The following is a 13,031-nucleotide window of genomic DNA, read 5'->3' on the forward strand; positions in this document are numbered from 1 at the left end:
GGCCGCAGGCCGTCCTTGACTCCGGGAACCGGCGAGAACACCCTCCGTAACGGGTCGGCGGCCACCAGCCCAACGAGACACCCCAACCCCGAAAACCCGCCCCTCACCAACCCAGCGAACCGGCTCAGCCCCAGACGCCAGCCACACCCCTCCACGGACCGCCACCCAGCACCACGAAGCAAGCAGCGAAGCCGACGGCGCAGGCCGCCCCCTCGACAACCTCAGGGACACCGCCCCGCCCCTGGGAACCGCCCAGAGCACCCTCCCAACGGGTTTGCGACGAGCCCACGAGAAAACGCCAGCCACAGCGCTCGCCAAGCGAGCCCTAGGAGTCGAAGCCGAGCCCGAGCCGGTCCATCGTCCGCAGGAAGAGGTCGCGGCGGCCGCCGTTGGCGTCGGCCTTGCCGAGCGAGCGGACCATCATCGAGATGCCCGCGTAGCGCGCCGGTTCGGGCGGGAACGGCAACGGCTTGGAGCGGACCATCTCCAGCGACGTACGCTCCGTCTGCTCGCCGCTGAGGAGGTCGAGCATCACCTGGGCGCCGAAGCGGGTGGCTCCGACGCCGAGACCGGTGTAGCCGAGGGCGTAGGCAACGCGGCCGGCGTAGGCCTTGCCGAAGAAGGCCGAGAAGCGGGTGCAGGTGTCGATGACGCCGGCCCAGCGGTGGGTGAAGCGCAGACCCTCCAGCTGCGGGAAGGTCTCGAAGAAGTGGCTGGCGAGCTTGTCGTGGGTGGCGCCGGTCTCGAGCTCCGGGGAGATCTTCGAACCGAAGTGGTAGATCGCGTCGTAGCCGCCCCACAGGATCCGGTTGTCCCTGGTCAGGCGGTAGTAGTGGAAGTGGTTGGCGGAGTCGCTGACGCCCTGCCGGTTCGCCCAGCCGATGGCGTCCATCTGCGCGGCGGAGAGCGGCTCGGTCATGAGTACGTAGTCGTAGACCGGCACGGTCATCATCCGCAGGCGTCGCAGCAGCGAAGGAAAGGCATTGGTGGCCAGGGCCACCCGCCCGGCCCGGACCGATCCCGCGATCGTCGAGACCCGCATCCCGGCGCCGTCCCGGTCGAGACCGGTGACAGCCGAGCCTTCGTGGATCACCACGCCCGCGTCCAGGCAGGCCTGCCGCAGCCCCCAGGCCAGCCGTGCCGGCTCGACGATGGCCGTGTCACCGACGACCTCCAGGCCACCGAGGTAGGTCGGTGAGCGGAGCTCCTCCCGCACCCCGGTCTCGTCCAGCAGCCGGTGCTTGATGCCGTGCTCGCTCAGCGCCGCCGACCACTCGGCGAGGTCCTCGACCTCGTGCGGCCGGGTCGCGACGTTCAACGCCCCGGTGAGCTGCCAGTCGCAGTCGATGCCGTGCTCCTCGATGGTCGCGGCCATCTCGGCGAGGTTCTCCTGACCGAGCCGGTCCAGCGTCGCGAGCTCCTCGGGCCAGCGCTCCAGGCCGTTCCAGAAGCCATGGGTCAGCGACGCCTCGGCGAAGCCGCCGTTGCGACCCGATGCCTGGTCCCCGCACTGCCCCGCCTCCAGCAGCACCACCGACCACGACGGAAACCGCATGCGGGCCAGCAGCGCCGTCCACAGCCCCGAGTAGCCGCCCCCGACGACCACCAGATCAGCCGACGAGGCCCCGAGCAGCGGCGGCAGCGGCGCGGGCTTCGCCGGGTCGTCGAGCCAGTAGACGGCGGGCTTCGCATTGGTCAACGCAGCATGGTTCACGACGCCACTATGACAACTTCAGAGGCCGTCAGCCACACAGAATGTACGGAATCATGGAAATTGTTCGTTACACACGACGGATTTCGTTGCATCCGGCGACGACGAAAAGGTTGACTGGGTGCCATGACCACTCGCAAGCGCAACGGGGGCGCTCACCTCGACGAGGTCAACAAGCTGATCATCGAACAGCTCCAGCAGGACGGGCGGCGCAGCTATGCCGCCATCGGCAAGGAGGTCGGCCTGAGCGAGGCCGCGGTGCGGCAGCGCGTACAGCGCCTCGTCGACAGCGGCGTGATGCAGGTCGTCGCGGTCACCGACCCGCTCGAGCTCGGCTTCGCGCGGCAGGCCATGATCGGCGTACGCACCTCCGGGCCGATCGAGGGGATCGCCGACGAGCTCGGCAAGCTCGACGAGGTCGACTACATCGTCATCACCGCCGGCTCCTACGACCTGCTCGTGGAGGTCGTCGCCGAGAGCGACGAGGCCCTGCTCAACCTCGTCTCCAGCAAGATCCGCGCCATCGAGGGCGTGGTGAGCACCGAGACGTTCATGTACCTGCACCTGCACAAGCAGACCTACGCCTGGGGAGTCAGGTGACCGCCGGCTACGCCGGCATCAGCCTGTGGCACGAGACCGCCGGCGACACCTGGGAGCCCCGGCCGGCGCTGATGGGCGACATCGAGGTCGATGTCGCGATCGTGGGTGCGGGCTACACCGGGCTGTGGACGGCCTACTACCTGGCCGAGGCGAAGCCCGACCTCACGATCGCGATCCTCGAGGCCGAGGTCGCCGGGTTCGGCGCCTCGGGCCGCAACGGCGGCTGGTGCTCGGCCCTCTTCCCGGCCTCGCTCGACAAGGTGGCGGCGGGCTCGAGCCGGGAGGCCGCACTCGCCCAGGACCGGGCGATGCGGGCGACCGTCGACGAGGTGATCCGGGTCGCCGGCGCGGAGGGCATCGAGGCTGACATCGCCAAGGGCGGCACGGTCGTCGTGGCCCGTACGCCCGCCCAGCTCGGGCGCGCCCGGGACGAGGTCGAGCACGCCCGCTCGTGGGGGCTCGGCGAGGCCGAGATCTCCCTGCTGGACCAGGCCGCCGCCGAGAAGCGGCTCGCCGCGACCAGCACCCTGGGCGCCACCTACACCCCCGACTGCGCCGCGCTCCATCCTGCCAAGCTCGTCCGCGGCCTGGCCCGTGCGGTCGAGGCCCGCGGGGTCACGATCTATGAGCAGACCCGGGTCACCGCGATCGAGCCTCACCGGGTGCGGACCGCGCGCGACGTGATCACCGCCGACGTCGTCGTACGCGCCACCGAGGGCTACACCCCGACGCTGGCCGGCCTCGAGCGCGAGGTCATCCCGGTGCGCTCCCTGATCATCGCCACCGAGCCGCTCTCCGACCTGGTCTGGTCGAGCATCGGCCTGGAGGAGCGCGAGACATTCTCGGACGGCCGGCACCTGCTGATCTACGGGCAGCGCACCGCGGACGACCGGCTCGTCTTCGGCGGTCGCGGCGCGCCGTACTCCTTCGGCTCGAAGGTCACCCACGCGGACGCCTCCGACCTGCGGACCCACCGTCGGCTGCAGGAGACCCTGGTCGAGATGTTCCCGGCCGTACGCAACCACACGGTCACCCACCGGTGGGGCGGTGTGCTCGGCATCCCGCGCGACTGGCACGCCTCGGTCGGCTACGACCCCGCCAGCGGCCTCGCCCACGCCGGCGGCTACGTCGGCGACGGTGTGGCGACCACCAACCTCGCCGGCCGTACGCTGCGAGACCTGGTCCTCGGCACCGACTCCGACCTCACCGCCCTCCCCTGGGTCGGGCACGTCTCCCCGCGCTGGGAACCGGAGCCGCTGCGCTGGCTCGGCGTCAACGCCGGGCTGCGCGCGATGACCGTGGCCGACGCCGAGGAGTCCGCCACCGGCAAGGGATCCCTCGTCGCCCGGGCCGTCGCGCCGCTGGTGGGCGGTCACTGACGTTTCGCGCCTTCGCCGTTCCCTCGTGCTCAGGCATTACGCTGCGGCTGTCGCACGAGGATCTCGGGGGAACTCATGGCTGTCTCGTCCGGCGCCAAGAAGGCGCTCGTCTCTGTCGGCGTGCTGGTCTGCGTCGGCGCGCTGCTCGTAGGGATCGGACACTGGCGGGCCCACGACCTGGTCTCCGGCGACGTCGTATGGCACGTGGCAGCCGAGGACGGCGGCGATGAAGCGGTCGTCGTGCGCGACCGGATCTACACCTACGACACCGACCGGCTGACGATTCGTGACCTCGGATCAGGGAAGCAGATCGCCGAGGAGTATCGGGACGGCGCGTGGGCGTTCGCCGGAGACGGTGGCCACATCTCGGTCGTCGGGAACGACAGCATCGCGATGTACGACCGGGACGGCCAAGACCTCTGGCACCGGACCCTGGACGATCTCTACCTGCCCATCGCCATCAGCCGCGACGGCACGCTGGACGCAATCGCCTGCTCGGAGAAAAGCGGGTGCGTCACCGCTCAGTTCGACGTCTCCGGTCGAGTGACATCACGCACCTCGCGCAGCTCGACCGATCTCTGGACGCCGGTGGTCATCGGCGTCGACACCTTCGTGGACCACCCGTCCGTCCGGCGGGTCCCGACGATCGCGACCGACATCGACCCGACGAAGCGTTCCGTCTTCCAAGTACGCGACGGCGAGCCGTTCGGTCCCGCGGTCGAAGTCACGGACGACGTCGCCGCCCAGGTCGGCGACCTGCTCGTCGGGATGTCCCGCAAGGACGGGACCTGTCACTTCACCGCCACCCGAGCGGGCAAACGGGCATGGACCACGTCGACTCCGTGCCCCGATCTCGGATACCCCAAGGTAGAAGTCTTCACCGACCGGATCTACGTCACCAACCCTTCAGGTGACGCCTACGACGTCGTCACCGCGGACCTCGAAGGCCGGCGAGCCACGAGCTTCCGGATCAAGACCGGGCCGACCTCGGAGGAGGACAGGACCCAGCTCTCGCCCACCCCGGATGCCATCGTGCTCACCCTGACCGACCAGATCGCCGCGTACTCCCCCACGACAGGGAAAAGGCTGTGGAGCGAGAAGCTGTCGCGAACCTCTGATGGCGCATCGGACGGGACAAAGAAGGTCTACCCCGGCATCGACGTGAGCGGACCCGTCATCGACCGATACGGGAACGGCCCCCAGTCGTTGGCCACGCTCGCCATCGGGCGCGACGTCCCGGCCTACACGCACACCTATCTCGATGCAACCTCCGGGGAGGAGTCGGCCGAGCTCGCGGCGCCGTACGGAGTCTCCTCCCTCGGACTGCAGGACGGACGTGTCCTGGTCCTCGGGGACGACGACATCTGGCTGGTCGCCGGGTAGGGACCGGATAAACCTGTTGCGTACGCCGGTCGCGGTCCTCCACCATGGACCGCGACCGGCGTCCTCGTCCACGAGGCGCCCCTGATCGAGAGGAGCAGACCCATGACTGTCTCTGTCCTGTGCCTGCCCACAGACAACATCTCTCGCATCAGGAGCACCCGAAGTGACTCAGGAGAACATCTCCGCTGATCCCATCGATGGGATCGACCCGAATTTCGTCTTCGACTTCCAGACCTACGACGACCTGGAGGACGGACAACGCTGGTCCACCTGGCTCTCCGTGGAGCCGCTCTCCCGTGGACCGGAGCCGCGCCCGGACTGGGTGGTGACCTCTCAGGGCGCCATCGACACCGAGCTCGGCATCCTCAAGACCGGCAAGGAGGCCGACGCCTTCCTGGTCGTGCGCGCCGACCCGCTCTTCCCGGAGCAGGAGGCGCTGATGGTCGCCAAGCGCTACCGCGACACCGACCACCGCACCTTCCACCGGGCAGCGAGCTACACCGAGGGCCGTTCGGTCAAGCGCTCCCGCGACGAGCGCGCGCTGAAGAAGAACTCGACCTTCGGCCGCGAGGTCGCCAAGGCCGAGTGGGCCAACGCCGAGTGGAACGCGCTCGTACGCTGCTGGAACCTCGGCCTCCCGGTCCCCTATCCCGTGCAGATCGACGGCACCGAGATCCTGATGGAGTGGATCGCCGTCGACGGCGGCAACGGGGAACTCGAGACGGCGCCGCGGCTCGCCCAGACCCGGCCGGAGCACCACGTCCTGGAGATGTGGTGGGACGGGCTGGTCGACGCGCTGGCCACGATGGTGCAGGCGGGCCTGGTCCACGGCGACCTCTCGCCCTACAACATCCTGGCCCAGCAGGACCGGCTGGTGATCATCGACCTTCCGCAGATCATCGACCTGGTCGGCAACCCGCTCGGTTTCGACTTCCTGCTCCGCGACATCACCAACGTCGCGAAGTGGTTCCAGGCGCGGGGCCTGGAGGTCGACGAGCAGGAGGTCTACGCCGACCTGATGGCCCACGCCTTCTGACCAGCCACCGAGTCGGCTCGTCATGACGAGCCGACTCGGCGCTGAATCCCGTCAGGTCGTGCCGACTCGCCAGAGGCTAAGTTGCTCCCATGAAGCATCACCGCGGACGACACGTCGACATCGAGTCCGTAGCGGAGCTCGACGGGCATCTGGCGGCCGGGGCGGGCAGCCTGCGGGGGTGGCGGCTGCGGTCGCTGGATCTGAGCTCGCGTTCGGAGTCTTTGCGGGAGACCGAGCTGGCGGGGGCGACGTTCCTCGGGTGCACCTTCGCGCCCGGGGACGGCGATTACGCCGAGGACGAGGGCGCGCTGGTGATGCCGGTGATCCCGGAGACACCGGTCGACGTCTACCGCTCCCACCTCTATACCGCCGAGGAGCTCTACGACGACCCGGTCTATGCGCGGAGCCTGGATGCGAGGTCGTACGCCTGGCTGCAGCAGCCGCTCGACGCCGACGACGAGCTCGCGATCACCCTCCACGATCACGCGATCGATGCCGCGCTCGAGGAATGGGTGCGCGCGCGACGCGAGGAGGGCACGCGGATCGTCGGGATGATGGGTGGGCACGCGCTGCGGCGGGGTGAGGAGACCTACGCCTCCGCCGCCCGCCTCGCCCAGCACCTGGCGAGCCGTCATGTGGTCGCCACCGGCGGCGGCCCGGGAGCGATGGAGGCGGCCAACCTGGGCGCCTTCCTCGCCGGGGCACCGAAGACGGTGCTGGACGATGCGCTCACGGCGCTGGCCACCGTGCCGTTCTTCCGGCCGTCGGTCCGGTCCTGGGTACAGGTCGCGCTGGACGTACGGAACCGGGTCGACGGCACACCGGGGAGGTCGCTGGGGATCCCGACCTGGCACTACGGGCACGAGCCGCCCAACGTGTTCGCCGGGGCGATCGCGAAGTACTTCCGCAACGCCACCCGCGAGGCGGTGCTGCTGGAGGTCTGCGACGGCGGGATCGTCTTCCTACCCGGCGCCGGCGGCACCGTGCAGGAGGTCTTCCAGGACGCCTGCGAGAACTACTACGCCGACACGAGCGCGGTCGCGCCGATGGTGCTGGTCGGGCGCAGCTACTGGACCGAGGAGCTACCGGTCTGGCCGCTCCTGCAGGCCCTCGCCCGGGGCCGCGCGATGGAGGACCACATCCACCTCGTCGACACCGCCGAGGAGGTCCTCGAGGTCATCGCAGTCGGCGCGCCCCGATGACGTCGCGGTAGTGGTCGACCAGGGCGGCGTTGACCGCGCCCCACGACTTGTGCGCGACGCTCTTGCGGGCCTCGCGCCCCATCCGCAGCCGCAGCTGCGGGTCGCGGTGGAGCAGCGCGACGTGGGAGCCGAGGTCCTCACGGCTGCCCGGCTCGTAGAAGAACCCGGTGACGCCGTCGGCGACCAGGTCCAGCGGTCCGCCCGATCGCGGCGCGACGACCGGGACCCCGGAGGCGAGCGCCTCCTGGACCGCCTGGCAGAACGTCTCGTGGGAGCCGGTGTGCACGAACATGTCGAGCGAGGCGTACGCAGCTCCGAGCTCCTCCCCCTGCAGCACGCCCAGGAAGGTCGCGTTCGGGAGCAGCTGGCGCAGCTCACGCTCCTGCGGGCCACCGCCGACGAGCACGACCTTGTACGCCGGGTTGCGCGCCAGCGGCGCCAGCAGGTGCAGCTCCTTCTCCTGGGCGAGGCGGCCGACGTACCCGACGATGGTCTCCCCGTTGGGCGCGAGCTGCGCGCGCAGGTCGTGGTCGATGCGGCTCGGGTGGAACAGCTCGACGTCGACGCCACGCGGCCACAGGCCGGTGCGCTGGACGCCGAGACCCTCGAGCTGGGTGAGGGCCGACGAGCTCGGCGCCAGGGTGCGGTCGGCGGCGGAGTGCGCCTGCCGGGTGAGCATCGCGGCGGCCTGCGGGCCACCTACGGCCTTGTACTTGTCCCAGAACCCGACCAGGTCGGTCTGGTAGATCGCCACGCTCGGGATGCCGAGCTCCTTGGCCACCAGGACGGCCTGCCGGCCGAGCAGCGCCGGTGAGGCGACGTGGATGACGTCGGGCCCGAACCGGCGCATCACCGCGCGCAGCTTGCGCCGCGTCTCCAGGCCGACACGGAAGTCCTTGTAGACCCAGAACGTCGCACCACGGGTGCGGGTCACCGGGAACCCGGCGTACTCGGTGGGCCCGGTGGGGGCCACGACCTCGACGGTGTGGCCGTCGACCGCGAGATGCTCCAGCACGCGGCGTACGGAGTTCGTCACGCCGTTGACCTGGGGCAGGAACGACTCCGTCACGATGAGGACGCGGAGCGGCTCCGAGTTGGCGGCGACCAGCGAGACCCGATCGAGGCTGATGCTCATGTTTCTGATCGTGAGCGCCCTGCGGCAACGTGATCCCCGACTTGGTTGACCGATCGGTGAACCTCCCGTGGCCAGAACTCCGTTCCGGACGACAGGTAGTCCGTGCGGTGTCATCAGCGGAAACGTCGCGTGACTCGCGGAGATCTGTCGCCGCGTGGGGTGTTGCCGCCCGCCCGCTGACTTTGCCACGATCGCGGCATGACCACCGATGAGGAGCACATCCGGCCCGAAGGCGTCGACGATCTCACCGTCGAGGCGCTCGGCACCATCAGCGAGGCACTCGAAGCGATCGAGATCGCCCGTGGCCATCTGTACGCGCTGCACCGCATCACCGGCACGGCCGACCTCACCCTCGGCAAGGGTGTCCAGCAGCTGCGCGAGGCCGGCCACACCGAGCTGGCGGACACGTTCGAGCGCGAGCTCGTCGGCCGCAACGTGCTCAACGGCAGGTGGACGTTCCAGATCGTCGAGGAGTACGACGACGGCTACTACGCCACCTTCAAGCGGCTGGAGAAGGAGGCTCGCGACGCCCTCGTCGAGGGCAGGCGACACCTCTACGAGTCAGAGCTGAAGGAGGCCCGCCGCACCCGAGGTCAAGCCGGTCACGAGCGCCGGCCCGCGCCAGGGGCGTGAGCCGGCCGATCGTGCCGTCCTCGTCGCCCGAGGACGCCGCCCCTACGTGCTACTCGGCGGCGGCGAGCTGGCCGCAGGCGCCGTCGATCTCGCGGCCGCGGGTGTCGCGGACGGTGGTGGAGATGCCCTTGGCCTCGAGACGGCGTACGAACTCACGCTCGTCGGCCGGGTCGGAGGCGGTCCACTTGGAGCCGGGGGTCGGGTTCAGGGGGATCAGGTTGACGTGGACCCAGCCCCAGTCGCCGTAGGAGTTGAGCACGTCGGCGAGCAGGTCGGCGCGCCAGGCCTGGTCGTTGATGCCGCGCATCATGGCGTACTCGATGGAGACGCGTCGCTTGGTCACGCGCGCGTAGTTCCAGGCGGCGTCGACGGTCTCGGCGACCGAGAAGCGGGTGTTGATCGGGACGAGCTCGTTGCGGAGCTCGTCGTCGGGGGCGTGCAGCGAGAGGGCCAGGGTGACCGGGATGCCCTCCTCGGTGAGCTGCTTGATCCTTGGGACCAGGCCGACCGTGGAGACGGTCACGTGGCGGGCGGAGAGGCCGAGACCCTCCGGCGCCGGGGAGGTGAGGCGGCGGACGGCGCCCATCAGCGCCTTGTAGTTGGCCATCGGCTCCCCCATGCCCATGAAGACCACGTTGGAGAGGCGACCCGGACCGCCGGGGATCTCGCCGCTGGCCATCTGCCGGGCCGCGACGACGACCTGGTGGACGATCTCGGCGGTCGACATGTTGCGCTCGAGGCCGCCCTGGCCGGTGGCGCAGAACGGGCAGGCCATGCCGCAGCCGGCCTGGGAGGAGATGCAGACCGTGGCGCGGTCGGTGTAGCGCATCAGCACCGACTCGACCAGGGCGCCGTCGAAGAGCTTCCACAGCGTCTTGCGGGTGGTGCCCTTGTCGGCCTCCTGCTGACGGATCGGGGTCATCAGGTCGGGCAGGAACGTGTCGACCAGCTCTTGGCGCTGGCCCGCGGGAAGGTCGGTCATCTTCTCGGGGTCGTCGACCAGCCGCTCGAAGTAGTGCACCGAGAGCTGCTTGGCCCGGAACCCCGGAAGCCCTGCCTCCTTCGCCGCGTCCTGGCGGCCGGCCAGATCGAGGTCGGCCAGGTGGCGCGGCGGCTTCCCGCGACCCTTCGGCGGCGCCATCACCAGGGGCAGGCGGCGCCCCTCCATCGCGGCAGCCTCGGCCTCGGGGCTGTGCGGGGCCGGTACGGTCACAGGGTCGGGCTCGGTCACGTATCCAGTGTCCCACCGGGGTGCTGCGTACGGCGAAACCTGGATCCGGGCCGCTCGGTCAGCCCGTCTTCAGCAGGATCCAGAACACCAGCGCGCCGACACCGACCACCACCAGCACGGTGAGGATGATCCCCAGCCAGACGAACTGGGCCAGGCGGCGGGTCTTGCGCGGGATCAGCAGGGCCAGAGGCACCAACAGGGTCAGCGCCACCCACGGGAACAGCTCCTCGGCCCGCTCCTGCCCGAGGAGCCACGCCAGCAGCGCACCCCAGGTGCCGGGCACCAGGATCGCGTACGCCAGGCCGATGTAGAACCCGACCAGGGCGGCGACGGTCGGGTGCGAGTCGTGCATCCAGGCCCACAGCCCACCGGACCCCGAGGACTCCCCCTCCGGGCCGTGATCTGCCTCGACGTCTGGATCGGAGTCCACGTCGAGGTCCGCGGGACGCTGGGTCACCCTTCAACCGTAGCGCCGAACCCCGCCGTCTTCGGTAAAGAATCGCTGCCGCGACGAACTCGGGTGAATCAACGCGGTCAGGCGTCGACCGTGATCACGTCCGGCAGACCGAGGTCTCGCCACCGGGCGAGATCCGGGGCCTCGCCGGTGAGCTGGCTTGCCACGATGGTCCAAGCGGTGCCGTGACCGACGAGCACGACGTCCTCGCCGGCGTGGGCGGACAGGATCCCGGCGATGGCCTTCATGACGCGGGCGCGGCACTCCTCGAGCGGCTCCCAGCCGTCGTACGCAGGCACGCTCGGCTCCGCGAACGCGCGCTCGACCGCGGCGTGGAAGTCATCGACCCACGCGTCGCCGCGGCGGTGCTCGCGGAGATCGTCGACCACGCCGACCTCGCCGTCGGTGAGCAGCTGGGCGGTCTGCTGCGCCTTGGGCTCGGGCGAGGAGTACCACGCGGCGCCGGCCGGAAGCCGGTCACGCAGCGCCCAGACCTCGTCGAACCCGGCCGGATCCAGATCCCAGTGCTCCGCGGCGACGCCGCGGACCTGGATGGGTCGGCCGTGGCGTACGAGGAAGAGCATCAGAAGACGCGCCCTCAGAAGACCGCGTAGTGGAGGATCAGCCAGACCGGCGCGACGGTCGCCAGGAGCGAGTCGAGGCGGTCCATGAGGCCGCCGTGGCCCGGGATGATCTGGCTCATGTCCTTGATGCCGAGGTCGCGCTTGATGACCGACTCGACCAGGTCGCCCAGGACCGCCATCACGCAGGCGACCACACCGAGCGCGACGCCGACCCACCAGGATCCGTCGAGCAGCCACACGACCAGGCCGACGCCGGTGGCGACGGTGAAGACGACCGAGCCCGCAAAGCCCTCCCAGGACTTCTTCGGGGAGATCACCGGCGCCATCGGGTGCTTGCCGAAGAGCACCCCGGCCACGTAGCCGCCGATGTCGGACATGATCGTGAGCAGGACCCAGACGATGATGCCGCGTACGCCGTCGTCGGAGAGGCCGCCCGAGGTCCAGCCGCCGCCCTCACCGAGCATGAGCGCGACGAACGAGCCCAGGAACGGCAGGTAGAACAGGGTGAGGACCGAGGCCGCCGACGTGCGTACGTAACCCTCGACCCCACGCCGCAGCACCCACAGCATGATCACCAGAGCGGTGACCGCGGTGGCCGTCACCAGCGCGTCGGAGCCCAGGAAGTAGGCCACCAGGACCATCACCGTGCCGCCGATCATCAGCGGCTGCTCGGGGACGTCCATGTCCTTGGCCATCAGGCCGCGGTGCAGCTCCCAGACCGCGGCGACGACACAGCCGACGACGATCAGCATGAAGGCTGTCTTCACGAACATCAGGCTCAGCGCGATGGCCACCAGGAGGACCACCGCGGAGCCGATAGCCGCGGGCAGGTTGCGGCCGGCGCGACCGTAGTCCTTCTTCGGCGGCTCGGATGCCGGGGAAGAAGGAGACGGCGGCGTCTGGCTCACAAGTGATTCCTTCATGCTCAGGTCCTTTTGGTGGTCGCGGTCCGAATCGCTCGTGGAACCCGACCGCGTACGGGTAGGTCTCGACCCGCTTCGCGGCTTCGCAAACTCAGCCGCTGCGCTCGCTCTCTTCGCGTTGTGACTCTGCTCGCTTCGCTCGCAGGGTCACAGGCTCAGACCTCTAGCAGCTCGGCTTCCTTGGACTTGAGCAGCTCGTCGATCGCGTCGGTGTGCTTCTTGGTGAGGCTGTCGAGGCGCTTCTCGGCACCGGTGACGTCGTCCTTGCTGGCTTCGCCGTCCTTCTCGAGCTTCTCGAGATTCTGCTTGGCCTTCTGACGCACCTGGCGCACGGAGACGCGGCCCTGCTCGGCCTTCTCCTTGGCGAGCTTGATGTATTCCTTGCGGCGCTCCTCGGTCAGCTCGGGGAAGACCGCACGCAGGATCTTGCCGTCGTTGGACGGGTTGACACCGAGGTCGGAGTCGCGGATCGCCTTCTCGACGTTGGCCATCGCGCCGATGTCGAACGGGGCGATGTTGATGATCCGCGGCTCGGGGCTGGTGAACGAGGCGAGCTGCTGGATCGGCGTCGGGGTGCCGTAGTAGTCGACCAGGATCTTGCTGAACATCTGCGGGGTCGCCCGGCCGGCGCGAATCGTGGCGAAGTCCTCACGCGTGGAGTCCACCGACTTCACCATCTTGCTGTCGGCCTCGTTGAGGATGTCGTTGATCACCGGATGCTCCTGTGCGCTCGTAAGTGTGGTGGGTGTGGGTGGCGTGG

General features: G+C 69.6%; 13 protein-coding genes. 6 read left to right on the top strand and 7 right to left on the bottom strand.

Translation table 11 applies throughout. The features are described from left to right. Nucleotides 1-325: 325 nt before the first annotated feature. Nucleotides 326-1,699, bottom strand: a complete 1,374-nt coding sequence (locus ACZ6WN_RS18565) for an NAD(P)/FAD-dependent oxidoreductase (RefSeq protein WP_465866618.1) — start codon at nucleotides 1,697-1,699, stop codon at nucleotides 326-328. Nucleotides 1,700-1,837: 138 nt separating this feature from the next. On the opposite strand from ACZ6WN_RS18565, the gene ACZ6WN_RS18570 reads away from it, so the two are divergent. The 5 genes from ACZ6WN_RS18570 to ACZ6WN_RS18590 all read left to right on the top strand — a co-directional run bounded on the left by ACZ6WN_RS18570 (nucleotide 1,838) and on the right by ACZ6WN_RS18590 (nucleotide 7,311). After that, nucleotides 1,838-2,311, top strand: coding sequence for an Lrp/AsnC family transcriptional regulator (locus ACZ6WN_RS18570; protein WP_008363265.1), 474 nt, complete (start codon nucleotides 1,838-1,840; stop codon nucleotides 2,309-2,311). Further along, nucleotides 2,308-3,690 carry an NAD(P)/FAD-dependent oxidoreductase gene (locus ACZ6WN_RS18575; RefSeq protein ID WP_465866621.1) on the top strand — a complete coding sequence of 461 codons (1,383 nt, stop codon included), beginning with the start codon at nucleotides 2,308-2,310 and terminating at the stop codon, nucleotides 3,688-3,690. The genes ACZ6WN_RS18570 and ACZ6WN_RS18575 overlap by 4 nt, the downstream gene beginning before the upstream one ends. Nucleotides 3,691-3,765: 75 nt before the next feature. Continuing rightward, a complete protein-coding gene (locus ACZ6WN_RS18580; protein ID WP_465866622.1) occupies nucleotides 3,766-5,073 on the top strand; it encodes a hypothetical protein in 1,308 nt (435 codons plus the stop codon). Nucleotides 5,074-5,236: 163 nt separating this feature from the next. Further along, complete coding sequence (locus ACZ6WN_RS18585; protein ID WP_465866623.1) at nucleotides 5,237-6,109, top strand: serine protein kinase RIO; 873 nt, start codon at nucleotides 5,237-5,239, stop codon at nucleotides 6,107-6,109. Nucleotides 6,110-6,198: 89 nt separating this feature from the next. Further along, nucleotides 6,199-7,311 carry an LOG family protein gene (locus tag ACZ6WN_RS18590; protein WP_465866624.1) on the top strand — a complete coding sequence of 371 codons (1,113 nt, stop codon included), beginning with the start codon at nucleotides 6,199-6,201 and terminating at the stop codon, nucleotides 7,309-7,311. Here ACZ6WN_RS18590 and ACZ6WN_RS18595 read toward each other — a convergent pair. Continuing rightward, nucleotides 7,286-8,446: a glycosyltransferase family 4 protein gene (locus ACZ6WN_RS18595; RefSeq protein WP_465866626.1), complete on the bottom strand. Its 1,161-nt coding sequence runs from the start codon at nucleotides 8,444-8,446 to the stop codon at nucleotides 7,286-7,288. The genes ACZ6WN_RS18590 and ACZ6WN_RS18595 overlap by 26 nt on opposite strands. Before the next feature lie 198 nt (nucleotides 8,447-8,644). Between ACZ6WN_RS18595 and ACZ6WN_RS18600 the strand changes: the two genes are divergently transcribed. After that, the gene (locus ACZ6WN_RS18600) at nucleotides 8,645-9,079 is read left to right on the top strand and encodes a hypothetical protein (protein ID WP_465866627.1); all 435 of its coding nucleotides are present in this window, start codon (nucleotides 8,645-8,647) and stop codon (nucleotides 9,077-9,079) included. 49 nt (nucleotides 9,080-9,128) lie between these two features. Here ACZ6WN_RS18600 and rlmN read toward each other — a convergent pair whose 3' ends face one another. From rlmN to frr, 5 genes are all read right to left on the bottom strand, one after another. Next, a complete protein-coding gene (gene rlmN / locus ACZ6WN_RS18605) occupies nucleotides 9,129-10,247 on the bottom strand; it encodes a dual-specificity RNA methyltransferase RlmN (RefSeq protein WP_465867241.1) in 1,119 nt (372 codons plus the stop codon). A gap of 121 nt (nucleotides 10,248-10,368) precedes the next feature. Next, nucleotides 10,369-10,767 carry a hypothetical protein gene (locus tag ACZ6WN_RS18610; RefSeq protein WP_465866629.1) on the bottom strand — a complete coding sequence of 133 codons (399 nt, stop codon included), beginning with the start codon at nucleotides 10,765-10,767 and terminating at the stop codon, nucleotides 10,369-10,371. Between the two features lie 77 nt (nucleotides 10,768-10,844). Further along, nucleotides 10,845-11,348: a histidine phosphatase family protein gene (locus ACZ6WN_RS18615; protein WP_465866631.1), complete on the bottom strand. Its 504-nt coding sequence runs from the start codon at nucleotides 11,346-11,348 to the stop codon at nucleotides 10,845-10,847. A 14-nt stretch (nucleotides 11,349-11,362) separates the two neighbouring features. Then, nucleotides 11,363-12,271 carry a phosphatidate cytidylyltransferase gene (locus ACZ6WN_RS18620; protein ID WP_465866633.1) on the bottom strand — a complete coding sequence of 303 codons (909 nt, stop codon included), beginning with the start codon at nucleotides 12,269-12,271 and terminating at the stop codon, nucleotides 11,363-11,365. A 155-nt stretch (nucleotides 12,272-12,426) separates the two neighbouring features. Further along, nucleotides 12,427-12,981, bottom strand: coding sequence for a ribosome recycling factor (gene frr, locus ACZ6WN_RS18625; protein WP_465867242.1), 555 nt, complete (start codon nucleotides 12,979-12,981; stop codon nucleotides 12,427-12,429). Nucleotides 12,982-13,031: the final 50 nt, after the last annotated feature.

It is taken from the genome of Nocardioides sp. NPDC054178 (assembly GCF_055585005.1).